General features: G+C 54.7%; 21 protein-coding genes. 17 read left to right on the top strand and 4 right to left on the bottom strand.

Annotated features, from left to right (window positions below):
- Window positions 1-285: 285 nt before the first annotated feature.
- Both ACI1P2_RS05005 and ACI1P2_RS05000 read right to left on the bottom strand, forming a co-directional pair.
- Entirely contained in the window at window positions 286-1,494 is a 1,209-nt protein-coding gene (locus ACI1P2_RS05005; protein WP_355317413.1) for an MFS transporter, read from the bottom strand.
- A 97-nt stretch (window positions 1,495-1,591) separates the two neighbouring features.
- Window positions 1,592-3,619 (bottom strand): beta-galactosidase, encoded by a 2,028-nt coding sequence (locus tag ACI1P2_RS05000; protein ID WP_355317475.1) that lies wholly within the window; start codon window positions 3,617-3,619, stop codon window positions 1,592-1,594.
- A gap of 115 nt (window positions 3,620-3,734) precedes the next feature.
- Between ACI1P2_RS05000 and ACI1P2_RS04995 the strand changes: the two genes are divergently transcribed.
- From ACI1P2_RS04995 to coaD, 5 genes are all read left to right on the top strand, one after another.
- Window positions 3,735-4,562, top strand: coding sequence for an AraC family transcriptional regulator (locus ACI1P2_RS04995; RefSeq protein ID WP_355317411.1), 828 nt, complete (start codon window positions 3,735-3,737; stop codon window positions 4,560-4,562).
- Window positions 4,563-4,693: 131 nt separating this feature from the next.
- On the top strand, window positions 4,694-5,347 hold the full coding sequence (locus ACI1P2_RS04990) for an SGNH/GDSL hydrolase family protein (RefSeq protein ID WP_355317409.1): 654 nt from the start codon (window positions 4,694-4,696) through the stop codon (window positions 5,345-5,347).
- A gap of 208 nt (window positions 5,348-5,555) precedes the next feature.
- Window positions 5,556-7,370, top strand: a complete 1,815-nt coding sequence (locus ACI1P2_RS04985; protein ID WP_355317473.1) for an APC family permease — start codon at window positions 5,556-5,558, stop codon at window positions 7,368-7,370.
- Between the two features lie 338 nt (window positions 7,371-7,708).
- The gene (gene rsmD / locus ACI1P2_RS04980; protein WP_355317471.1) at window positions 7,709-8,344 is read left to right on the top strand and encodes a 16S rRNA (guanine(966)-N(2))-methyltransferase RsmD; all 636 of its coding nucleotides are present in this window, start codon (window positions 7,709-7,711) and stop codon (window positions 8,342-8,344) included.
- Window positions 8,337-8,858 carry a pantetheine-phosphate adenylyltransferase gene (coaD, locus tag ACI1P2_RS04975; protein WP_355317407.1) on the top strand — a complete coding sequence of 174 codons (522 nt, stop codon included), beginning with the start codon at window positions 8,337-8,339 and terminating at the stop codon, window positions 8,856-8,858. Before rsmD ends, coaD begins: the two co-directional genes overlap by 8 nt.
- Here coaD and ACI1P2_RS04970 read toward each other — a convergent pair.
- Window positions 8,827-10,050: a nucleoside recognition domain-containing protein gene (locus ACI1P2_RS04970; protein ID WP_355317405.1), complete on the bottom strand. Its 1,224-nt coding sequence runs from the start codon at window positions 10,048-10,050 to the stop codon at window positions 8,827-8,829. The two genes, coaD and ACI1P2_RS04970, sit on opposite strands and share 32 nt — an antisense overlap.
- Window positions 10,051-10,198: 148 nt before the next feature.
- Between ACI1P2_RS04970 and ACI1P2_RS04965 the strand changes: the two genes are divergently transcribed.
- A complete protein-coding gene (locus ACI1P2_RS04965; RefSeq protein WP_355317403.1) occupies window positions 10,199-11,236 on the top strand; it encodes a SepM family pheromone-processing serine protease in 1,038 nt (345 codons plus the stop codon).
- On the opposite strand, the gene ACI1P2_RS04960 is transcribed toward ACI1P2_RS04965, so the two are convergent.
- Window positions 11,223-12,455: a nucleotidyltransferase gene (locus tag ACI1P2_RS04960; protein WP_355317401.1), complete on the bottom strand. Its 1,233-nt coding sequence runs from the start codon at window positions 12,453-12,455 to the stop codon at window positions 11,223-11,225. The genes ACI1P2_RS04965 and ACI1P2_RS04960 overlap by 14 nt on opposite strands.
- Window positions 12,456-12,636: 181 nt before the next feature.
- Between ACI1P2_RS04960 and ACI1P2_RS04955 the strand changes: the two genes are divergently transcribed.
- The 11 genes from ACI1P2_RS04955 to smc all read left to right on the top strand — a co-directional run bounded on the left by ACI1P2_RS04955 (window position 12,637) and on the right by smc (window position 24,370).
- Window positions 12,637-13,149 carry a YceD family protein gene (locus tag ACI1P2_RS04955; RefSeq protein WP_355317399.1) on the top strand — a complete coding sequence of 171 codons (513 nt, stop codon included), beginning with the start codon at window positions 12,637-12,639 and terminating at the stop codon, window positions 13,147-13,149.
- A 126-nt stretch (window positions 13,150-13,275) separates the two neighbouring features.
- Complete coding sequence (gene rpmF / locus ACI1P2_RS04950; RefSeq protein WP_036645943.1) at window positions 13,276-13,449, top strand: 50S ribosomal protein L32; 174 nt, start codon at window positions 13,276-13,278, stop codon at window positions 13,447-13,449.
- A 352-nt stretch (window positions 13,450-13,801) separates the two neighbouring features.
- Window positions 13,802-14,398: a transcription factor FapR gene (fapR, locus tag ACI1P2_RS04945; protein ID WP_355317469.1), complete on the top strand. Its 597-nt coding sequence runs from the start codon at window positions 13,802-13,804 to the stop codon at window positions 14,396-14,398.
- A complete protein-coding gene (gene plsX, locus ACI1P2_RS04940) occupies window positions 14,382-15,374 on the top strand; it encodes a phosphate acyltransferase PlsX (protein ID WP_355317396.1) in 993 nt (330 codons plus the stop codon). Before fapR ends, plsX begins: the two co-directional genes overlap by 17 nt.
- An 8-nt stretch (window positions 15,375-15,382) precedes the next feature.
- Window positions 15,383-16,372: a beta-ketoacyl-ACP synthase III gene (locus ACI1P2_RS04935; RefSeq protein ID WP_355317394.1), complete on the top strand. Its 990-nt coding sequence runs from the start codon at window positions 15,383-15,385 to the stop codon at window positions 16,370-16,372.
- An 85-nt stretch (window positions 16,373-16,457) separates the two neighbouring features.
- Window positions 16,458-17,393 (top strand): ACP S-malonyltransferase, encoded by a 936-nt coding sequence (fabD, locus tag ACI1P2_RS04930; protein WP_355317392.1) that lies wholly within the window; start codon window positions 16,458-16,460, stop codon window positions 17,391-17,393.
- A 29-nt stretch (window positions 17,394-17,422) separates the two neighbouring features.
- Window positions 17,423-18,172 carry a 3-oxoacyl-[acyl-carrier-protein] reductase gene (gene fabG, locus ACI1P2_RS04925; RefSeq protein WP_355317390.1) on the top strand — a complete coding sequence of 250 codons (750 nt, stop codon included), beginning with the start codon at window positions 17,423-17,425 and terminating at the stop codon, window positions 18,170-18,172.
- 91 nt (window positions 18,173-18,263) lie between these two features.
- The gene (gene acpP / locus ACI1P2_RS04920) at window positions 18,264-18,497 is read left to right on the top strand and encodes an acyl carrier protein (RefSeq protein ID WP_025334828.1); all 234 of its coding nucleotides are present in this window, start codon (window positions 18,264-18,266) and stop codon (window positions 18,495-18,497) included.
- 201 nt (window positions 18,498-18,698) lie between these two features.
- Window positions 18,699-19,937 carry a beta-ketoacyl-ACP synthase II gene (gene fabF / locus ACI1P2_RS04915; protein ID WP_355317387.1) on the top strand — a complete coding sequence of 413 codons (1,239 nt, stop codon included), beginning with the start codon at window positions 18,699-18,701 and terminating at the stop codon, window positions 19,935-19,937.
- A gap of 12 nt (window positions 19,938-19,949) precedes the next feature.
- On the top strand, window positions 19,950-20,648 hold the full coding sequence (gene rnc / locus ACI1P2_RS04910) for a ribonuclease III (protein WP_355317385.1): 699 nt from the start codon (window positions 19,950-19,952) through the stop codon (window positions 20,646-20,648).
- A gap of 152 nt (window positions 20,649-20,800) precedes the next feature.
- Window positions 20,801-24,370 (top strand): chromosome segregation protein SMC, encoded by a 3,570-nt coding sequence (gene smc, locus ACI1P2_RS04905; RefSeq protein ID WP_355317383.1) that lies wholly within the window; start codon window positions 20,801-20,803, stop codon window positions 24,368-24,370.
- Window position 24,371 lies beyond the last annotated feature (1 nt).

Here is a 24,371-nt window from a genome sequence, read left to right as displayed (position 1 = left end):
AGCTCCTCAGACCGGGTCAATAATACCAAATCATTGGCTTCCATATTATAGCACAAGATTCTAGCAACTGGCCGGACTGAAAGAACGGACTGGATAGAAGTTCGTGTTCAAAAAGTCAGGTTTTCAGCACCGAGAAGGTTGGATGAAGCTAGGGACTGAGGAGCGGAGCGTACTTGGGGTACGTGAGCCCCGGAAGGCCCGGCTGAATTCAAGATTCGATGTCGAGTCCGCTTCCTGATTTCCTTCGTGATCAAAAGATGACTTTTTGAACTACCTCTAGATGGACTAGCTGCTTTTATTGAGCAATGTTTGTCTGTTCGCGCTGCTGTTCCGCCGATGGATGGCAAACAGCACGATGCCCAGCAGGCACAGCGCGCCGCCGAATACGGCCAGGAGCCAGGCTGATGAGACAGCTCCGCCAACATCCATGCTTCTGCCCGTCCAGAGCGGAAGCAGCGCCCCTCCAACACCGCCTGCCGCAATCAGCAAACTTGTCGTCATGTCCTCGGTTCCCGGCAGCATTCTGCTGGCAAACACGAGGGCAATGGAGAAAATGCCGGACATCGCAAGTCCAAGCAAAATGATGAGGGCAAAGGTGCCTGCTGTCCCGTTCGCAAGCGGAAACAGCAGAAACAGCAGCGCTGCGGCAGCCGAACTGATGACCACGTAACGCCCGTATCCGTAGGCATCCGCAATTTTCCCCGAGAATACGCGTCCCACTGACATGGCAAGCCAAAAGCAGGTCACGCTCAGAGCAGCCTGGGCTTCACCAAGCTGTAGTCTTTCAAGCAGCATGGACGGCAAGAAGTTGGCCAGACTCATTTCCGTACCGACATACAGAAAGAAAAACAGGATGAACAGCGCCAGCAGCGGCAGCATTCGTGATTTATATATGACTTTGCGCCCAGAGGCAGTAGCTATAGAAGCCTGCCGTTCATTGAGCACAGGATCAAGCTTTCCGAAGGATGCCGTCAACCAGAATACGGCCATGACCGCCGCCATCAGGGCGATGATCGGGAAGGAGAATCTCCACATGCCAAGCGCGATCAGCCAGCCAGCAAGCGCAGGCATGGCCAAAGCTCCCAGGCCGAAAAACACTTCAAGACGGCTCATCACCGAGCCGGTGCTTTCCTTGACACCGCCGATGACAATGGTGCCGATGACGGCTTCGACCATGCCGAAGCCGAACCCTGACACCGCGCCTATCAGGTACATCCAGCCCCATGGCGGAAGCAGGGCGTACAGCAGCTGTGCGGCGCAGAGCAAAAACAGAGCCAGCACGAGAGTGGGACGCTTCCCGTATCTGGCCGCCAGGGCGGGGGAAATGAGCACGCCGATCAGAAAGCCGGCGAATTGGGCAAATATAAGGGTTCCCCCATCCGTATAATCTCTGCCGTAATGTGTGAGCAGCACAGGCAGCAGAGAGCCGATAATCACATGGGCAAGACCGATCAGCAGGTAGGAAAACCCGCCGATCCATAATAATCGTTTCAAAGAAGTTCAGCTCCTTTAATGATAATATCCCGCGCCACGGCAATGCTTGGCACGGGATACATAAATCAGCACCGTTCACAGCTGTATTCAGTGCTTGTTACGCAAGCTCCAGTATTTGCACATCTCTTCCGTTGATCGTAACTGAACCGGTTATTTCCGTTCCGCTAAGCAAATCACGGGCGCTTCTGTCTCCAAAATCATAGGTTTGCGCTTCAGCGTTATGGTTCATGACGAACAAATACTGCTTGCCGTTCCTGGTCCGCATGCTTGCTTCGACGCCTGCCGGAGCTTCAAGCAGCGGATGAATGCCTTTTTCCTCACAGATTTCACTCAGCAGCCTGTCAAGGAACTCCTTGTCGGGATCGGTGGCCACGTACCATGCGCTGCCTTGGCCAAACCGGTTGCGTGTCAGTGCCGGCATGCCTTGATAGAAATCTTCGCCATATTCCGCCAGAACTTCGGCCCCCTCACTATGCAGCAGGTCGCACAGCATGCCGCATTCGTATTCACCTGTGAGCAAACCGTATTCCTTGGTCACGACAATACGGTTTTTCTGTTCAGGCAGAAGGGCGTCGATTTCTTCCACCCATATTCCCAGCAGCTTCCGCAGCTCTCCCGGATATCCTCCGAGTGTAACGAGATCGTTTTCATTCACGATACCGCTGAAGAAGGTCGTCAGGAAGGTGCCGCCTCTCTGTACAAAACGTTCCAGCCTTTCCGCAACCCCGGGCTTCACCATGTACATGACAGGAGCTATGACCAGGTCATATTTCTCAAAGTCACTATCGGTACCGATCATATCTACTTGTATATTACGATTGAAGAGAGCAGCGTAGTACTTGTGAACCTGATCGACATATTTCAGCGCGACGGTTGGTCCGCTGGATTTTTCGACCGCCCACCAGTTATCCCAGTCAAAGAGAATGGCCACTTTGGCTTCCACAAGCGTGTCCAGTGTCTTATCCCCCAACTGCTGCAGCTCTTTGCCGAGCTGTGCAACTTCCCTGAATACTCTTGTGTGCTCATGTCCGGCATGCTCAATGACCGCGCCATGGAATTTCTCGCAGGCTCCCACCGATCGCCGCAGTTGGAAAAACATGATCGTGTCCGCTCCGCGGGCAACGGATTGATAGCTCCAGAGGCGCATAACCCCCGGCCGCTTCAGTGAATTGTAAGGCTGCCAGTTCTGCTGGCTTGGCGTCTGCTCCATCAGCATGAACGGATGCCCGTCCTTCAGCCCGCGCATCAGGTCATGGGCCATGGCTGTGTAGCTGTAAGGCGTGTTAAGTCCAGGATAGCTGTCCCAGGAGACGATGTCCATATGGCGGGCCCATTTGAAGTAATCGAGCTGCTTGAAAAAGCCCATCAGGTTGGTGGTCACGACAGCGTCCGGAATATGCTTCTTGATCACGTCATGCTCCAGCAGGTAGCATTCCAGCATGCTGTCTGAATTGAAGCGCGAATAGTCGAGCGAGATGCCTTGGAAGGAGGACTTGTTGTCTCCCCAATGCTCGCTGAGATTGCTGGGAAGTACAATTTCGTTCCAGTCATAGAAGGTATGCCCCCAAAAGGCAGTGTTCCAGGCCCGGTTGACCTCCTCAATGGAGCCATATTTATTTTGCAGCCAGACTCTGAAGGCCTTCTCACAATTGTCGCAGTAACAATCGCCCCCGTATTCGTTGGAGACATGCCATACCAGCACGGCAGGATGATTGTGGTAGCGCTCAGCCAATTGATCGGCAATCCGTTCTGAATATTTGCGGTAAGTCGGGCTATTCGGGCAGGAGTTATGGCGGCCGCCGAATTTGCGCTTGCGCCCGTCGGCATCGACGCGCAGAACATCCGGGTATCTTGTCGCCATCCATGCGGGATGGGCGGCGGTGCTTGTAGCCAGGCAGACAAAGACACCGTTTTCATAAAGACTGTCGATTAACTCATCCAGCCATTCGAAGTGATATGTATTTTCGTCCGGCTGATTTTTAGCCCAGGAAAATACGTTGATCGTTGCCATATCAATTCCGGCGAGCTTGAACATCCGCAGATCCTCTTGATGTGTCGCCTGATCCCATTGCTCGGGATTATAGTCGCCTCCGTAAAACATTTTTGGCAGCTTGCTGCTGATCACAATCTTCACCTCGTCATATAAGAATAATTCCATGGTATATCATTTCATTATCTTTTTAAATATAATAAAAGTAATGACTAGTATAAAAATACGGAACTTATCAAGGAGAACTTTCATGGAGCCTGTGCATAAAAGATATTTTCTGGCCCACAGGGAGCAGCCCCTTCCTTTATATATGGAAAGCATCGGCTGGAACGGGGGGCAGGAGGAGGTTGACCGTCCGGAGGGATATCCGCTGTATCATTGGCTGCAGACGGTGAAGGGGGAAGGACGATTCCGATTCGGAGGAGCGGAGGTGCAGCTCGTTCCCCATACCGGAGTGCTGCTTCCCCCCGGCGAACCGCATGCCTATCTCAGCACAACGCCGCATTGGCAAACTCTTTATATTACTTTTGGCGGTCCTGCGGCTGCTGCTGTGATGTCGTCCCTCGGCCTGAACCACGCTTCCTGGTACCATTGGGATGCAGGGAGCGGACTGGAAAGCTTCGGCATGGACATTGTGAATACAGCTGCTCCGGACCGTGATTTGTCAGGACTTGATGCTTCCGCAGACCTCTACAAATTTTTGATCCTGCTCAAAAAACACGGACGGACCGGCTCTCTTCCCTCCTTGTCCGAGCACGTGGAGCGGATTTCGCCGGTGCTTGATTTTATGCAAAAGAATTACAGCCGGCCCGAGGTCGGACTGGAGGATATGGCGGCCGTTCTCAATATAAGCGTGCGGCATTTGAATACCCTTTTCAAGCAGTCGCTTGGGGTTACAGCCTACGCTTATCTGATTGCGCTTCGTCTGCGCAAGGCCAAGGAACTGATGACCAGCGATACCGTCCTGCCCGTCAAGGAGACGGCACGGCAGGTCGGCTTCCGCGATGCGAGCCATTTCGTCGCCACCTTCCGCAAAGTGGAGGGGCTCACGCCGCAGCAGTTCAGAACGCTGTATTGAACCTTTGTTTTGTCTACACAAAATATGAAGAAAACCGCTTGAACATCTGCCGCAGCTGTGCTTATATGTTATTTGGATTGATTTGTAATTAAATGATATACAATGGAATATTTCGGGGAGGGACCAGAATCATGAAGCTGGGAAACAATGAAAAACTGGTTTTTATCGGTGACTCGATTACAGATTGCGGGCGGCAGCGTCCTGTCGGTGAAGGCTCCAGCGGCGCGTTGGGAACAGGTTATGTGGCTCAGGTGGATGCGCTGCTGCGGGCTGTTTATCCTGAGCTCGGCATTCGGGTCGTCAACATGGGCATCAGCGGCAATACTGTACGTGATCTAAAGGAACGCTGGAGCTGCGACGTTATCGCCCAGGAACCGGATTGGCTTTCGGTGAAAATCGGCATTAACGACGTTTGGAGACAATTTGACGCCTTCAGCCGTCCGGAGATTCATGTATACCTTGATGAGTACAAGCGCACGCTGCGGGAACTGCTTGCAGAGGTACGTCCAATGGTTAAAGGGCTTATACTAATGACGCCTTATTATCTGGAGCCCAATCTTGAAGATCCGATGCGGGCGACGATGGACGTCTATGGCGCGGCTGTGATGGAAATTGCAAATGAGTTCGATGCTATCACCGTAGATACGCAAAAAGCGTTCGACAGGCAGTGGGAGCATGTGTATCCTGCGTCCCTGGCATGGGACAGAGTCCATCCTGATCAGGCAGGCCATATGATCATTGCGCGGGCGTTTCTCAATGCCCTGGATTTTGACTGGAACAGATAGGGGAAAGACCGGGCCTCTCATCGATGAATCCGCCATGCACATGGCGGATTTTTTGCGCCCTGCCGTAATTTTTTTCACAGTTTAGCTCTCCTTAAAAAGGTATAAATAATAATTGTCCATTCGGAAAAACTCGTATTAGCTGTCAGGATGGGACACGGCAGGGCGGATATGGCGGCCGTTACTTCATATGAGAAGGCAGATGATTAGCATGTACAGCACATTTAAACGAATTTTGATCGGGAAGCCGAGAAAGTCGGCTGACATTGAAGGGGAAAAACTGGGCAAGCTGAAAGCGCTGGCCGTTCTTTCATCTGACGCGCTGTCCTCCGTGGCGTACGGAACCGAGCAGATTTTGCTGGTGCTCATTGCGGCCGGGGCCGCTGCCCTCTGGTATTCCGTCCCCATATCGCTGGCGGTATTGGGACTGCTCGTTATTTTAATTATTTCGTATCGGCAGACGATATTCGCTTACCCCAGCGGTGGTGGGGCGTATATCGTCGCCAAGGACAATCTGGGCAGGGCACCAAGCCTCGTCGCAGGCGGCTCACTGCTGGTTGATTATATTTTAACGGTGGCGGTCAGCTCATCTGCAGGCACGGATGCCATTACATCGGCTTTTCCTTCTCTGCACGACCACCGGATCGCAATCGCACTGATCATGATCATCTTCCTGACGATTATGAATTTGCGCGGGGTAACCGAATCCGCTACCGTACTGGCGGTTCCCATCTATTTATTTGTAGTGGCTATCTTTGTGCTGATCATTAGCGGTGTTTTTCACTATGTTGTATACGGCGGCGGGGCTGCGGCTTCTCACCTTGAAGCGGCAGCATCGAATGTCAGTCTGTTTTTGGTGCTGAAGGCATTCAGCTCAGGCTGCTCGGCGTTGACCGGAGTGGAGGCGGTATCCAATGCCATCCCCAATTTCCGTGACCCGGCTCCACGCAATGCGGCGGCCACGCTGATGATGATGGGCATCATCCTGGGTTCCATGTTCATCGGGATCAGCCTGCTGGCATTCTGGTATGGGGTAAGGCCAAGCGCGACGGAAACGGTCATCTCGCAAATCGCAGCCACCACATTCGGCAGAAGCACAATGTATTATCTGATTCAGGGGGCAACGGCGCTGATCCTGTTTCTTGCGGCCAATACCGCGTATTCAGCCTTTCCGCTGCTGGCGTTCATGCTCGCCAAAGACAAGTTTATGCCACATATGTTCATGGTCCGCGGAGACCGGCTCGGGTATTCCAACGGAATCATCTTTCTGAGCGTAATGTCTGCCGTTCTGGTCATTGCTTTTCACGGAAACACCGAAAATCTGATTCCGCTGTACGCCGTCGGTGTATTCATTCCGTTTACCCTGTCACAGCTTGGCATGATGCTGCGCTGGCTCAAGCTCAAGCCTGCAGGCTGGGCCGTCAAATTGGCCATCAATACGGTAGGCATGCTGACAACCATGTCGATCACCCTGATTTTCATATTCACCAAATTCAGCCAGGTATGGGTGGTGTTTATTTTCCTGCCGATTGTGCTGTATCTGTTTACACAGATCAATCGGCACTACAACAATACGGCGGAGCAGCTGCGCGTGGATCTCGATTCCGAGCTGGTGATCAAGGGCAATACGGTCATCATTCCGGTGGCCGGGCTAACCAAGGTGGTCGCCAATACGATCAGCTACGCAAGGACGATCTCTGACCAGGTCGTTGCGGTGTATGTCGGCTTCGACGACGAATCCATTGCCAAGATGGAACGGAAATGGGCAAAGTGGAATCCGGGCATCAGGCTGGTGACCATCAAATCGAGCTATAGAAGCATTATCGGGCCTTTGCGCAAATTTATCGATACAGTGCAGTGGAAAAAGGGGAAGGAGGACCACATTACTGTCGTTATCCCGCAGTTCATTACAAAAAACTGGTGGGAAAACATCCTTCATAACCAGACAAGTCTGCTGATTCGGGCCTACCTGATCAACTATAAAGATGTCATTGTTACAACAGTTCCTTTTCACTTGAATAAATAGCGGCTCAGGCAAAAACCGATATAAGGTCAGCTCTAACAAAAAAATTAGGCGTCTCATACGAGACGCCCATTGATGGGAGAGGAGAAACCGGACGAAGAGCTTATGGGGAAACGTAAGCCTTCTCCGCGGTTGTCTACGGCATTGGTTAAATGCCGATAACTCAATTGTGACCCGATTGCGGGAGGAATATACATGCAGTGCGGGGTTTTTATGAAAAATCTTTTGGTCAGGCAGATATGAGCTATTTTCCATATAGATGTGCTATATGTTACGATAACGTCATATCGGTCTGTCTGCGACAGACGGTCAAGACTACATAGAGAATGGGTGAACATAGCGTGAGAGTCGTATCGGGCAGTGCTAAAGGCAGACCGCTTAAGGCAGTTCCCGGAACGGGAACGAGACCGACAACCGATAAGGTAAAGGAAGCGCTGTTTAGCATGATTGGTCCATACTTTGACGGAGGAACCGCACTTGATCTGTTTGCGGGCAGCGGAGGACTCGGCATTGAAGCGCTGAGCCGCGGCATGGAGAAAGCGGTTTTTATCGATATGGAGCTGAAAGCCATTGAGGTGATTAGGGAGAACCTCCGCAAAACCGGCCTGGACAGTCAGGCTGAAGTGTTCCGCAATGAGGCCGGGCGTGCCCTCAAGGCCTTGGCCAAGCGCGGGGCTGTTTTTGATGCCGTTTTTCTGGACCCTCCTTACCGTATGAAAAACGGGGATGAGCTGATGGAAAAAATGGACGAGCTCGGCCTGCTGCGGGACGGGGCCGTTATTGTTCTTGAATACGAATCCGGCTACAGCTACCCGGAGCGGTTTGGGGCCTTCAACCAGCTCCGGAAAGCCGTATACGGTGAAACCGCTGTGTCCATCTTCAGGTATGAGCGGGCACGGGAGCAGACAAATGAACAAACAGAGGCCGCAGATGAACCACATAGAGAGGCGGCAGACGAGGAGGAGCAGCATGAGTGAGCCAGCAAACAAAAAAAGGATCGCCGTCTATCCAGGGACGTTCGATCCGGTGACGATGGGGCATATGGACATTATTCAGCGGGCGTCCAAGCAGTTCGACCAGCTGATTGTGGCGGTGCTGAACAATATAAGCAAAAATCCGCTGTTCAGCGTGGAAGAGCGGATCGTCCTTCTGCGGCAGGCGACGGAGGATATGCCTAACGTTGAAGTCGATTCCTTTCGTGATTTGACAGCCAATTATGTAAGGCAAAAGGGGGCCCAGGTCATTGTCAGAGGCATCCGGTCCGTAACGGATTTTGAATACGAGCTGCAGTTGGCTTCCACCAATCATAAGCTGAACCCGGAGGCCGAGACGATTTTCATGATGACGAATCCGAAATATTCCTATTTAAGTTCAAGCATGGTGAAGGAGATTGCGCATTTCAATGGCAACGTCATCGACCTGGTGTCGCCCGAAGTGGAAGAAGCGCTCAGACGCAAAATCAGCGAGAAGAACGACGGGTCCGCCAACTGATCAAAAGTGAAGCCGCCACCAGCACTCCCAGGATTGCGAGCAGCAGGGCAAACGGCGCTGCAGCAAGCGTGAGCAGCCGGTCGATGGAATGGTCAACAGTCCCTTCCCGAACGGGGAGCAGCTCCAAATAGGCAGGGACGGCAAACGAGGTGAACTGCTGCCAGGGCCTCCACAAAAGCAGCATCACCAGAAACGACATCCCTGCATGCAGAAAGCGTGTAATGGCAAAGGAGAAGCCTCTGTCAGCGGGCTTTGTTATGGCAATGATCTGCATAAGTCCGCTCACCCCTCCCCAGCTGAGGATGGCCCCGATCGCCGCGGCCTGCATGCGGGGATCGCCAAAAAAACGGACGGCTGAATGGGCGCCAAGATGCTGCTCCAACAGCGCGGGCCACAACAGCATGGGAGCCTGCGGTGTCAAATAGATATTCAGGAGCCGGGTTATAACGGCGAAAAATATAATAAAACCGCCGATAAGCATCAGGGTTTGAACGGCGTTCGACACCGTTTCGCCCAGTAATCTGCCGAAGCTGCGTCCGTCCCTTTGGCGGGCGGCGGCCATTTCGGCGTATAAAGCGCGCAGCATGGAAGGGCGGAGGACAGAGCCTCTGGAGGAAACTGCGGCCTGCGTGCCCTGTTGTGCTGCTTTTGCTTTTGTCCCGAAAAGACGGACGGAAATCATACCCGCGAGCATGCCGGTAATCCAATGGACAAGCAGCAGCATATAACCTGTGGAAGGGCTGTGCAGGAAGCCGGCTCCGATGACAAGCACAATTGTCATCGGATTGCAGAAGCCGGCGATTCCGGTCAGCAGGCGGATCTGCCGTTCTCCGAGCCCGTCCCGGCCGCCCAGCTGCCTGGCCGCTTCCGCTGCCGCCTGCCCGCCGGCGGTCATACCGAGCGCAAGCACCCACCCGCTGCGGCCCGGAAGTCGAAAGCAGGCGCGCATCAAAGGGGCCAGCAGTACACCCAGCCCATGTACAAAGCCGGAGGCGATCAGCATTTCGGACAGCATCAGGAAAGGGAGCAGGGCGGGGAAGACGATGCTCCACCACAGCTTCAGCCCTTGTCCTGAAGCCTCATACACCTGCTCGGGGGCGGCCACGACTGCGGCCACCAGCAGCAGCGAGCAGGCTCCAAGCAGCCAGGTCGTCCACAGCCGGCCGGGCTGTTTTTCCTGTATTGTCTGCATATTGCTCCTCCTTCCGGGATTCTATTTATTCTAAAAGAACAAGCCAGTAATAAGGATATGCGGCAAAGGGCAGGGACAGACCGTGCTTGTCAGCATTGGCTGTTCTGCTGCCGGATTTACTGAAGTGATATCGAAGGGGGAAGTATATATGAAGAGGGCGGGAAACCGGCGATTATGGTTCACTCTGCTGTATACCGCCGTGATCGCGGTATTGGCCTATGTGCTGATTTATATGCCGACCCCGTATATGATCTACCGTCCGGGCAGCGCCGAAGCGGTCAAGCCCATGGTATCGGTCAGAAATGGCGATCCTGCAGAAAGCGGAACCTTTATGATGACGACTGTATCAGGCAGTTACGCCAATCTGCTGATGCTGGGGCTGGCGAAGGTCGACAGCAACGCGGAAGTGCAGACCAAGGAAAGCCGCCTGCAGGGAAGCAGTGAAGACGAGTATGCGGCCAAGCAGGTATATTATATGGACAATTCGCAATCCTCTGCCATTGAAGCGGCATATAAGAAGGCAGGTGTAGCCTACAAAATCGTTCCGCAGTACATTTATGTGCTGGAGACGGCTGCAGGGGCAGACCCGTTTTTTCATCCCGGAGATAAAATTGAGGAGGTTAACGGCGAAGCCGTGGCGGACAGTGATGATCTTCAGCACATCCTGGAAGGCAAAAAGCCGGGGGACAGTGCAGACGTTAAGCTGGACCGCAGGGGAGACATGGTGAGCGGAAAGGTGAAGCTTACGACGGTCAAGGACACGGCGTCCGGGGAAGAGCGTACAGGCTTTGGGGTAGGCATAGCCACGCTCCAAAAAATCGTGCCAGAGGAAACGGGGCATGAAATCACCTTTTCCTCGACTGACGTCGGGGGGCCGTCGGCAGGCCTGATGTTCACATTGGAAATCTTTAATCAGCTTACGCCGGGAGATTTGTCCAAAGGCTACCGCATCGCAGGCACAGGCACGATTGGTGAGGACGGTAAGGTAGGTCCGATCGGCGGCGTTGTTCACAAAATCGTGGCGGCGGACAGGCAGCATGCGGACATTTTCTTCGTGCCTGAGGACAATGCGGAGGCGGCAGAAGCGAAGGCGAAGCAAATCGGGACAGGCATGAAACTTGTGCCTGTCCGCACACTTGAGGATGCCTTGAGCTATCTGGAGCAACTGCCGGTCAAGGCCAAATGACAGGGGGCCTGTAATAGTCCTCGTACAGGCTGCGCACGTCCGCCGCAGGCATGCCCGCGGTGTATACGGCCGCTGCATTTATGTCCATCTGCAAATAGGGATGCTCAAACCCTGCAGGTCGGGTCAGGACGGGAAGGGATGCAGCCTGCTTCATTTCGGCCAGCATGGCTTGGCCCGTTCGGTTAAAGCCGAGCACGCGGATATAAGCGGGGCCCTCCGCAAGCCGGGCCGGAGCCAGCTCGGACTTAGCATGGTTCAGGAGGATATGCGCCAGCATCCGCTGCAGCTTCACATGCGTATAGCGCTTCGTCTTTAGCACTGACAGCAGGGATGTGACTGAGGGCTGAGGCAGCGCTGGAAGTAGCTTCTTCAGCCTATGCTCCAGCCCCTCGGTCACCTCGTGCAGCCCGGCCAGCTCGTCTGGGCTGCGCGTGATCAGGGCGTTCAGCAGCGGGCGGCTGAACGCTTCCCATGTCTGCGGCGCGCGGCCGGAGGCCCATTCACGCCGCAGAATGTCCAGTACGGCGCCCGGCACATAGGGCGCCGCGGCATCCGGTCCGCCCGCCATCAGCAGGCGGCGGACCGCGGTGGCGCTGGCGATGCTGCCCGCCGCCAGCGTGTCGTGATAGCCCGCGCCGGTGCGGGCTATCGTGAAGGGCTCGATCGCGCTGTGCAGCCGCTGCAGCGCGATCAAATAATGCAGCCCAAGTGTATTGTTGGGCTGCTGCATGAGGGCGGACAGCTCCGCGCCGTCCGCCTCTCCGCCGGCGAGCGCAGCCGCCGCCCCCGCGTAAGCCGCGGGGTAGCTGGCGCCGCCCGCCAGCCGCGCGGCGATGCCGGCCTTGAGCTCGGCCGGCTCCGCCGCCAGGACGCGCGCGAGCCTGCGCAGCGGCGCGATGTTGCCGCTCTCGCTGCCGAAGCAGAGCGCGTCCACGATGCCGGTCGCGTGCAGCAGCGCGACCGCGCCGTAGGCGAACCATTCCGCCGCTTGCACGGCGTAGGCGGCCGGCAGCTCGAGCACCAGGTCAACGCCCATGGCCAGGGCCATCTCGGCGCGCGACCATTTGTCCGCAATGGCCGGCTCGCCGCGCTGCAGAAACGGACCGCTCATGACCGCAACGGTCCGCTCCGCGGAGGACGCGGCCCTGGACGCGGTCCAGTGGTGGACATGACCGTTGTGGAGAGGATTATATTCCACGATGATTCCCAGCGTTTTCATGGTATCAAGCCAACTCCCTTGTCAATCGGGGTATAATAGTTGTATAACATTGTACACGAACATCGGCGCTTTTGCCCGCGCCCCGATAGGCACAATACTCTCGAAGGTGTAAAGGAAAAGGTGTTGACAAACATCTCGTTCAATCGGTATAATAATTTTTGTTTGTTTGGAGTGATACATTATGCATTTGCACTTTCGCAAGGTTGCTATGAATGACGGTCCGGTTTTGATCCGGGAGAGCTTGAATGTCGAGCCGCTGATAACACACCGCAAGGATATCACTTCAGTTTCACCGCTGACTGCAGACCTTGCAGCCGTGAGCGAGGGAGAAGGAAGGATTGATGTGAGCGGAACGCTGGCAGCCGAGCTGGACACGCTGTGCTCCCGCTGTCTGACTCCGGTTCACGAGCATATGAACATTCCTTTTTCGGAACGCTTCGAGCAGGGGCAGGAACAGCCGGATGCCGAGGACGAGGATATGGAGTCCATTATGATCGAAGGGGAGTCGTTCGACACCGTTCCCTATTGTGAGGAATCATTCCTGCTGCATCTTCCGTTTGCACCGCTGTGCCGGCCTGATTGCAAAGGGTTGTGCCCGACCTGCGGCCAGAACTGGAACGAAGGCTCTTGCAGCTGTAACAATGAGCGGATAGATCCGCGTCTCGCGGGCCTCAAAGATTTTTTTAAGAAATAAAATATTGAAATAACCGATGAGTTATTCACCGGCTACGGTAGGATTGGCCATGAGTCGTCCTGCCCGGTCTTGAATGAGATAACACATATGCCCTTCGGGGTTGATCTCGATAAGGAGGTGGGAATGATGGCAGTACCACAACGCAGAACGTCCAAAACGCGCCGCGACAAACGTCGTACTCACTTTAAGCTGGCTGTGCCAGGTATGGTGAAATGTGAACAATGCGGAGAATTGAAGCTTGCTCACCACGTGTGCAAAGTTTGCGGAACATACAAATCTAGAGAGATTATCTCTCAATAACATTCGAAGCAGCGTGCTATGATTAACAGCATGTCGTCTTGATGTTGAAAAGTAGTGCTTCACCATGGTGAGGCGCTATTTTTTTTGCGGCCCGGCTTTCTTTTTGACGGGTGATGCTATATACTGGCTTAGTACCTGGTTCTAAGAAAAGGCGGGCGGGTGTGTCCGCTTATACATATATTCCTATTAGAAAAACGTCTATCGACGTACTTTCATAGAAGACAGACCGCGTTTAGCGGTAGTTTCTCTTGCGATTAAAGAAAGCTGCAGCTCCGCTGAAAACTTATACATTCTTTAATCTGAAAAGCTTTGCAATTGTGTGGGAGGAAGGAGGTGCTTGGCTATCGAGCGGCTGCCGAAGAGACTAAGACAGCAGAGACTGTCGCAATTAATTGAAGACAATCCGTTCGTTACGGATCAGGAATTGACGCGCCAGCTCAAGGTCAGCATTCAGACGATCCGGCTGGACCGGATGGAGCTAGGAATTCCCGAGCTTCGTGAACGAATGAAGCTGATGGCCGAGCGCTCGTACGATCAGGTCCGGTCACTGCCTCTGCATGAGGTCATCGGGGATATCGTTGATCTGCAGTTGGATAAGAGCGGCATATCGATATTTGAAATCCGTGACGAGCATGTGTTTTCACGGACAGGCATCGCACGGGGGCACTATGTATTTGCCCAGGCCAACTCACTGGCCGTCGCTGTCATCAATGACGAGATTGCGCTGACCGCCTCGGCAGATATCCGGTTTGTGCGGCCCGTTCATTTGGGAGAGAAATGTATAGCCAAGGCCTATGTCCGCTCCCAGCCGGAGCAGAAGGGCAAGGCGAAGGTAGAAGTGTTTACTTATGTGGGAGAAGAGATGGTCTTCCAGGGGAACTTTGTCATATACCGTTCCACCGGGGAAGGATACAGCGAAGGAGGAAACCAGCATGCGGATCGCCATTGATGCGATGGGAGGAGACAACGCGCCGGAGGTTACAGTTGAGGGCGGCCTGGCCGCTGCGGCTGAATGGAAGGATACGGAGATCGTGCTTGTCGGTGACCGGAGCAGAATCGAACCGCTGCTGGAGGGGAAGCAGGTGCCGACGAATCTGACGATTCGGCATGCTTCCGAGGTGATAGATGCGGAGGATGAACCCGTTCGGGCCGTTCGCCGCAAGAAGGACTCCTCCATGGTCGTGGCTGGCCGCATGGTGAAGGAGCAGGAGGCGCATGCCATGATCTCCGCCGGCAATACGGGAGCGCTCATGACGACTGGTCTGCTTGTTGTGGGACGGATGGAAGGGATTGAGCGTCCCGCGCTGGCGCCGATGATTCCGACGCTCGACGACCTTGGTGTGCTGGCCCTCGATCTGGGAGCCAATATGGACGCGAAGCCCGAGCATCTCGCGCAATATGCCCAGATGGGAAGCCTCTATCGGCAGAAGGTGCATAATATGGCCGAGCCGCGCGTCGGGCTGCTCAATGTAGGTACAGAGGGCGGCAAAGGCAATGAGCTGACTAAGCTGGCCTATCCACTGCTGGAGCAGCTTCCGATTCGCTTTGTAGGCAACGTGGAGGCGAGGGATGTATTGACAGGCAACTGCGATGTGCTCGTCTGTGACGGTTTTGCAGGCAATATTCTGCTTAAGGCGATGGAAGGGACGGCAGGGGCTATTTTCTCGCTGCTCAAGGAGCAATTCACCAAGTCGCTGAAGACGAAGCTGGCAGCTGCCATGCTGATGCCTGAGCTGCGGGGGCTGAAGAACAAGCTTGATTATACCGAGCATGGCGGAGCACCGCTTCTCGGACTGAGCGGTCTTGTTGTCAAAAGCCACGGCTCGGCGGACGCCAACGCCGTCAAAAACGCGGTCAGACAGGCGCGGATCGCGCTGCAAAACCGTCTTGTCGAAAGCATATCGAAGGAAATCAGCGGGAAGTGAGTGACGAAATGAATAACTTGAAACCGGTCGGTATTATCGGTACCGGCAAATATGTGCCAGAGAAAATATTGACCAACAGCGATTTGGAAAAAATGGTGGAAACAAGCGACGAATGGATTGTCAGTCGTACCGGCATCCGCGAGCGCCATATCGCGGCTCCGGAGCAGGCGACCTCCGATCTTGCATATGAGGCGGCTGTGAAGGCCCTTGCATCCGCAGGCATGAGTGCTGAAGAACTGGATCTTATTATCATAGCTACGATTACGCCTGATATGACTTTCCCTTCAACGGCATGTATTCTTCAGGATAAGCTGGGAGCTAAGGGAGCGGCGGCGTTTGATCTGTCTGCGGCTTGCTCGGGCTTTGTATATGGGCTGGCGACCGCCACGAGCTTTATCCAGGCTGGTATGTATAAAAACGCGCTGGTGATCGGAGCGGATTGCCTGTCACGGATTACGGATTACACGGACCGCAACACATGCGTGTTGTTCGGAGACGGGGCAGGAGCGGTTGTGCTGGGCGAAGTGCCGGAAGGCAGAGGGTTCAAATCCTTTGACCTTGGCGCCGAAGGTGCAGGCGGCCCGCTGCTGAAGATGGAGGCGGGCGGTTCAAGACTGCCGGCATCAGCACAGACACTTGAGAACAAGCTTCATTACATTTACATGAACGGACGCGAGGTATTTAAATTTGCCGTTCGTGTCATGGGTACGGCGACAGACGTGGTGCTGGAAAAAGCCGGGCTGGACAAGGGAGAAATTGATGTGTTCGTGCCGCATCAGGCCAACATTCGCATTATTCAATCCGCCATGCAGCGCCTTGATCTGCCTGAGGAAAAAGTAGTGATCAACGTGGATAAATACGCAAACACTTCGGCAGCGTCCATTCCGCTTGCACTCGTCGAGGCGGCAGAGGAAGGACGCATGAAAGAGGGCGACCGGGTGCTGATGGTCGGTTTCGGTGGCGGCTTGACCTGGGGCGCCTCCGTACTTGTCTGGTAACGGGCATTATACTTTGATATTATCTGGTAATGGGCATTTTACTTTGTTATGATCAGTAAACATTACAGAAGCGAGGTGAATACGAATGGGCAAAACGGCATTCGTATTTCCGGGACAGGGATCCCAAAGTGTAGGTATGGCAAAGGACGTATATGAAGCGTCCGAGGTGGCCAGGGAGGTATTCCGCCAGGCGGACGAGCGTTTGGGCTTTTCGCTGAACACCCTTATATTTGAAGGTCCTGATACTGAACTGAAGCAGACCTCTAATACGCAGCCGGCGCTGCTCACGGCCAGTACGGCCTTATATGAAGTTTTTAAAGCCAGCGGCATCAAGCCTGATTTCGTTGCAGGACACAGCCTTGGGGAATACAGCGCCCTCGTTGCGGCAGATGTGCTTTCCTTTGCGGATGCGGTCGAGCTGGTTCGTTCGCGCGGCCTGTTCATGGAAGAGGCTGTCCCCGGCGGGCAGGGCGGGATGGCGGCTGTGCTTGGAGCTGACCGCAGTCTTCTTTCTTCTCTCTGCAGCGATATTACGGCTGGCGGACAGACGGTTGAGCTTGCAAATGTCAATTGCCCCGGGCAAATTGTCGTATCCGGAACGAAGGAAGGCGTGGCACAGGTAGCCGAACGGGTGGAGGAAGCGGGCGGCAAGCGTGCCATTACTCTTGAAGTCAGCGGGCCTTTCCATTCGTCCTTGATGAGGGGAGCGGCGGACAAGCTGGCAGCCAAGCTCGAAGGGGCGGATTTTGCAAGAGCTTCCGTTCCCGTGGTTGCGAATGTTACAGCTTCTCCGGTACATGATGGCGGCGAAATCCGTTCCTTGCTGGTTGAGCAGGTATACTCCCCTGTGCTGTGGGAAGACAGCGTGGCCTGGCTCATCGGCCAGGGAGTGGATACGTTTGTGGAATTCGGCCCCGGCAAAGTGCTGACTGGCCTGATCAAGAAAATAGATAAAACGTTGACGTTGATTAACGTGAGTGATATGGAATCGTTAGAGAATGCGGTTAAGGCGCTTTCCTGAACGGTGAAAGATTTGAAGGAGGATAAATGATGTCCAAGCCTTTAAGCGGCAAAACGGCGCTGGTGACGGGTGCGTCCCGCGGGATCGGACGCAGCATTGCCCTTGCGCTGGCGGAAGCTGGAGCAAGTGTGGCTGTCAATTACGCCGGCAGCGAGCAGGCGGCAGCCGATACGGCTGACCTTATTCGTGCCAAGGGTGTGGAAGCCATTACGGTGCGCGCCAATGTAGGTAAGGCGGATGAAGCCGATCAGATGGTCAAACAGGTGATCGATACGTGGGGCCGTATTGATATTCTGGTGAATAATGCCGGAATAACAAGAGATAATTTAATCATGCGCATGAAAGAAGAGGAGTTCGATCAGGTGATTGAAACGAACCTCAAAGGAGTGTATAACTGTCTCAAAGCTGCCACGCGGCCGATGATGAAGCAGCGCTCCGGGCGTATCATCAATATCTCATCCGTGGTTGGCGTGCTTGGCAATGCGGGGCAGGCCAATTACGTTGCAGCCAAGGCCGGGGTGATCGGGTTGACCAAATCCGCGGCAAGGGAGCTGGCCTCCAGACAGATAACGGTCAATTGCGTCGCTCCGGGCTTCATTGATACGGAAATGACGCAGGTGCTGCCGGATGAGATGCGTGAAAAGCTTCAAGGAGATATTCCGCTGGCCCGTCTTGGACGGCCTGAGGAAGTAGCCGAAGTCGTGCTGTTCTTGGCGTCTGATGCTTCCTCATACATGACAGGCCAGACTCTGCATGTGGACGGCGGCTTGTATATGTAGCCGGACGCATGTCCGTTAAGAAGAGGTATATGTCTCTTCTATGGCATTTTTATTGTGTTTTTCGTATAATACCAAAGAGGAGGTGAGCCGGATGTCCGACGTATTGGAGCGTGTAAAGCGCATTGTCGTTGACCGTTTGGGAGCCGACGAAGCAGAAGTTACCCTCGAAGCATCTTTCAAAGATGATTTGGGCGCTGATTCTCTCGATGTAGTTGAATTGGTCATGGAATTGGAAGATGAGTTTGATATGGAAATCTCTGATGAAGATGCAGAGAAAATTACAACTGTAGGTGAAGTTGTAAACTACATACAATCTCATACCTAAGTCAACACAAGTCCCGTTCTGATTCAGGCGGGACTTTCTCCTAATTCAGGATTTTGCCATGGATGGCACAGCCATACAGACTGAACTAAAGCTCGAATTTTACGGTAATGATGAATTACTGACTTTAGTTGATTCTATATACATGCAGGCCAAGAGATTGTGACACTTACATTGCAGCTAAACTATTTGAGGTGAATATCGTTGAAACAACGTGTTGTTATAACAGGAATGGGCGTAGTCACCGCACTCGGACAAGATTTGAATACGCTGTGGGACAACCTGATGGCGGGAAAATCCGGAGTCAGCACCGTAGACTCGTTTGATGTCAGTGAATACCCTACGAAAATCGCGGCTTCCATCAAGGACTTCAATCCGGAGGACTATATGGACCGCAAGGATGCACGCAAAATGGACCGTTTTGTTCAGTTTGCGGTAGCAGCCGGCACGATGGCTATGAAAGACAGCGGAATTGAAATCGGAACCAACGCCGAAGCTGAGCGTGTCGGTGTATCGATCGGTTCCGGCATCGGCGGGCTGGGCACCTGGGAGGATCAGCACAATACGCTGCTGGAAAAAGGCCCTAAACGGGTTAGCCCCTTCTTTATCCCGATGATGATCGCCAACATGGGATCGGGGCAGCTATCCATTACCCTGGGCGCAAAGGGACCGAATACAACACCGGTTACGGCTTGTGCGACAGGAAGCCATGCGATCGGTGATTCATTCAGAATGATTCAGCGCGGGGATGCCGATGTCATGGTTTGCGGCGGAGCCGAGGCGACGATTCGTCCGACGGGAATGGCCGGCTTCTGCTCCATGCGGGCGATGTCGACCCGCAACGACGAGCCTGAGAAGGCGAGCCGCCCGTTCGATACAGGGCGTGACGGGTTTGTTATGGGAGAGGGCGCTGGCGTGCTCATTCTCGAATCCCTGGAGCATGCGCAAAAACGCGGTGCTCACATCTATGCCGAAGTGATCGGCTACGGACTTTCCGGCGACGCCCACCATATGACGGATCCCGATCCGGACGGGGCTGCACGCTGCATGAAAATGGCGATCCGCGATGCGGACATTTCCACGGAGGACGTGGACTATATCAATGCGCATGGCACATCTACTCCGGCTGGGGACAAATCCGAGACGGAAGCGATCAAGAAAGCGCTGGGCGAGTATGCCTACAAAGTGGCCGTCAGCTCCACCAAGTCCATGACGGGTCATCTGCTTGGAGCAGCCGGCGGTGTGGAAGCGGTCATCTGCGGCCTTGCGCTGCAGAACCAGACTATTCCTCCAACCATTAATCTGGAGAACCAGGATCCGGAGTGCGATCTTGATTACGTGCCTAACAAGCCCCGCAAGGCGGAACTGGATGTCGTTATGTCGAATTCCTTTGGATTCGGCGGTCACAATGCTACGGTAATCTTAAAAAAATACGAAGCGTAAGGGGTCAGTTCGTTGAGTGGAGATTTGAAGCAGTTACAGCAGAAACTTCATATTCAATTCAACAACCGGCAGCTGTTAAAACAGGCCTTTACTCACGCTTCCTATGTGAACGAACACCGTTTCAGCCAGCACCAGGATAACGAACGTCTGGAGTTTCTGGGCGATGCGGTCCTGGAGCTGACCGTTTCGGAACAGCTCTACAATCAGTATCCGAACAGGCCCGAAGGAGAGCTGACCAAGCTGCGAGCGGCCATCGTTTGCGAACCGTCGCTTGTGAAATTTGCGGTCGGTCTGGATTTCGGCCGGTATGTGCTGTTGGGCAAAGGCGAGGAGCTGACGGGCGGAAGAAGCCGCCCGGCCCTTCTTGCGGATGTGTTCGAATCTTTTATAGGGGCGCTGTATTTGGACCAGGGTCTGGAGGCCGTCCGGTCGTTTCTGGAGCGTCATATTTTCCCGCAGATCGCGGTGCAGGGAAAGCTTCAGATCAGTGATTATAAAACAGAGCTCCAGGAACTTACTCAGCATCACAATATGGGCGTGTTGGAATATCGTATTGTCGAAGAACGCGGTCCCGCGCACGAGCGGGAATTTGTAGCCGAGGTGCATATGGGAAGCGAACGGCTTGGAACCGGTACGGGACGTTCCAAGAAAGAGGCAGAGCAGCAGGCGGCAGCCGTCGCTTTGAGCAAGCTTAAGCTTTCGGAATCCTGATGCTGCAGCATAAACCGCCAAGGACAAAGCAAGAGCAAAGAGCAGCCCGCGGGCTCGTCCCGGCCGAACGCTTGGATCGGACTGCTTTTTGCTCTTTTTTCGTTCAAGGGCTGACAGGGTAAAGATATTCAGTATTTAGAGGTGAGGCATACATGTTTTTAAAGCGCATTGAACTGGCGGGCTTTAAGTCGTTCGCAGATAAGACGGAGATGGAGTTTGTCCGCGGCATCACCGCTGTGGTCGGGCCGAATGGCAGCGGAAAAAGCAATATTTCCGACGGCATCCGCTGGGTGCTTGGCGAACAGAGTGCCAAATCGCTTCGCGGCGGCAAAATGGAAGATATCATTTTTGCAGGCAGTGACGCACGTAAAGCCGTCAATTACGGAGAAGTGTCATTAACGCTGGATAACGAGGATCAGGCTCTGCCGCTCGATTTCGGTGAAGTGACGGTAACCCGCAGGGTACACCGCAGCGGCGAAAGCGAATATTTTATCAACCGTCAGGCATGCAGGCTGAAAGATATTACGGAACTGTTCATGGATACCGGGATCGGCAAGGAGGCTTACTCCATTATCGGTCAGGGGCGCATCGAGGAAATATTGAGCACCCGCTCCGAAGACCGGAGAGGCATCTTCGAGGAAGCGTCCGGAATTGTAAAGTATAAATCCCGCAAGCGGGAAGCCGTGCGCAAGCTGGACGATACTGAGCAGAATCTGCTGCGTATCCATGATCTGCTGACTGAGCTTGAAGATCAGATCGGTCCTTTGAAGGAGCAGTCCGAGAAGGCGATCCATTATAAAGAGCTGCGCGGCGAGTTGAAATCGAAGGAAATTTCGATGTATGTGCATCAGATTGAAAACATTCACTCCTCCTGGAGTGCGGCAAGCGAAAAACTGAAAAAGCTGCAGGAAGAGCAGCTTCAGCTCTCTACCGTCGTGTCCCGGCATGATGCCAAGCTTGAAAATGACCGCAATGAGCTGCGCCGGCTGGAGGAGGAAATAGAACAGCTGCAAAGCGAGCTGCTGCAGTACATCGAGGCGACGGAAAAAAGCGAAGGCTACGGCCAGCTGCTGAAAGAGCGTCTGCGCAATCTGGAGGCCAACCGCGAGCAGCTGCAGCAGGCCTTGGCTGCGAATGAAGCCCGCAGCGGCGAACGCAATACGGAGCTGGAAGCTCTGGAGGACAAGCTGGATCGGGTTACCGACGAGCTGGAACAGCTGCGGTCGCTATTATCTGCCGAGCAGGCGAAGCTGGAAGGCGTGACCGGCGGGATCAGCCAGGAGCAGGAGGAAAGCCTCAAAGGCAGCCTGCTGGAGCTGATGAACCAGATGGCCCAGGCACGCAATGAGATCCGGTATGCCGATCAGCAGAAGGAGTCGATTGAGCGCCGGATGAACCGGGTCAGCGACGAGTCCGGGAAATGGGAGACCCGCAAAGCGGAACTGGAGAAGCGCAAGCAGGAAGTCGAAGCGGATACTGCTAAGATCGCCAAGGAAATCAGCGGGCTTCGCACGGGATACATCACGGAAAGCGAACGCTATCAGTCGCTGCAGAAGCTGCAGGAGGAAAGCCTGTCCGCCGCGCGCAAATGGGAGCAGAAGCGTGAGGCGCTCGTCTCCCGCCGGGATACGATGAAGGAAATGCAGGAGGACTTTGACGGCTTTATACTGGGTGTTAAGGAAGTGCTGAAGGCTTCCCGCAAAGGGCAGCTGCAGGGTGTGCATGGAGCGGTGGCCGAGCTGATCCGCGTGCCGGAGAAGCTGGAGCAGGCGATGGAGACGGCGCTTGGCGCTTCCGTTCAGCATATCGTCATGGAGAACGAAGCGGTATCCAGACAGGCTATCGGCTTTCTGAAGCAGCGGCAGCTCGGCAGAGCGACGTTCCTGCCGATGGACGTTATCCGCCCGCGCCAGATCGGGGCCGGGGAGCGTCAGATTATCGAAGGAGCGGAAGGCTTTGTCGGCATCGGAGCGGATCTGATCCAATACGACGAGCGTTATGCCGGCATCATCGGCAGCCTGCTCGGCAATGTCGTCATTGCCCGGACACTGGAGGATGCGAACCGGATTGCGGCCCGCTGCCAGTACCGTTACCGGGTGGTCACTCTGGACGGAGATGTTGTCAATGCCGGTGGTTCCATGACCGGGGGCAGCCAGTTCAAGAAAAACTCGAACCTGCTTGGGCGCAAGCGGCAGCTGGACCAGCTGGATCAGGAGATTGCCGATGCCGAACAGCAGGTGGAGAAGCTTCGCCGCGGGGTGCTGGATATCAAGAAGCAGTTGGAAGCGGCGCAGCTCCGGCTGGACGAGCTGCGCCAGGGCGGCGACGTCAAGCGCGGCGAGGAGCAGCAGGCCGCCTCGGAGCTGAAGCAGATTGAGCATGAGCTGCGCCATGTGCTGGAGCAGGTTGCGGCTTCCGGCCAGGAGAAAAAGGGATTCGACCAGGAACTCAAGGAGCTGGAGACGGCACGTGTGGAGGCTGTGCGCAAGCTGGCGGAGCTCGAAGAGGAAGAGAAGAAGACGCATCAGGCCATTCAGGCGGCTGAATTCGCCCGCAAAGCGAACGAGTCGGCGAAGGAAGAACTGCAAAGCCAGTTGACGGACCTGCGGGTTAAGGAAGGCAAGCTCGAGCAGGAGCGCTTCTCGCTGGAAGAGCAGTTGAAGCGTCTGCAAGGCGACTACAACTCTCTGCACAGGGACGTGAAGCAGAACCGTTCCCTGCTCACCTCCGTCGAAGCCGACCTCCGCATCAATCAGGAGGAAAGCGTGAAGCAGACGGAGGATTTGAACCGCTACCGCATTCTGAAGGATGAGACGGCGGCGAAGCTGGAATTCAAACGGGCCGCCCGTACCCAGCTTTCCAAAAAGCTGGAGCTGGAAGAAAACGAAACGAGGGAGCAGCGCGTACAGCTCAAGTCAGTGGAAGAGCAGCTCAGACAGACGGAGATCGGTGTAAACCGGCTGGACGTGGAGCTGGAAAATATTTTGCGCAAGCTTGCGGATGACTACGAGATGAGCTACGAGCTGGCGAAGCAGCGTTATCCGGTGCCTGAAGATGTGGAAGGCACGCAGGCGGAGGTGCAGAAGCTCAAACGGAGCATTTCCGCGCTAGGCGAGGTCAATCTTGGCGCCATCGAGGAATATCAGCGGGTGAACGAAAGATTCACCTTCCTGAACGAGCAGAAGGCCGACCTGGTGGAGGCCAAGACGACTCTGTATGAGGTCATCAAAGAAATGGATGACGAGATGTCCAAGCGCTTCAAAACGACCTTTGACGCGATTCGTTCCCGCTTCGGAGCCGTATTCTCCAAGCTGTTTGGCGGGGGACGGGCGGATCTGGTGCTGCTGGAGCCGGACAAGCTGCTGGAGACCGGGATCGACATTGTCGCCCAGCCTCCGGGCAAGAAGCTGCAAAATCTGCAGCTTCTCTCCGGGGGGGAGCGGGCGCTGACGGCGATGGCGCTGCTGTTTGCCATTCTGCATATCAAGCCGGTGCCTTTCTGCGTGCTGGATGAAGTGGAAGCGGCGCTTGACGAAGCGAATGTGGTAAGATTCGCACAGTATTTGCGTGAATTCTCCGAGCAGACGCAGTTCATCGTGGTTACCCACCGGAAAGGCACGATGGAAGAATCGGACGTGCTGTACGGGGTAACGATGGAAGAGGGCGGCGTGTCCAAGCTGGTATCCGTCAAGCTGGAGGATGATGAAGCGGAAATTGCCTGAA

The organism is Paenibacillus jiangxiensis, from assembly GCF_046098255.1.
Lineage (GTDB): Bacteria > Bacillota > Bacilli > Paenibacillales > Paenibacillaceae > Paenibacillus > Paenibacillus jiagnxiensis.
This window is presented reverse-complemented; position numbering and strand designations above follow the sequence as displayed.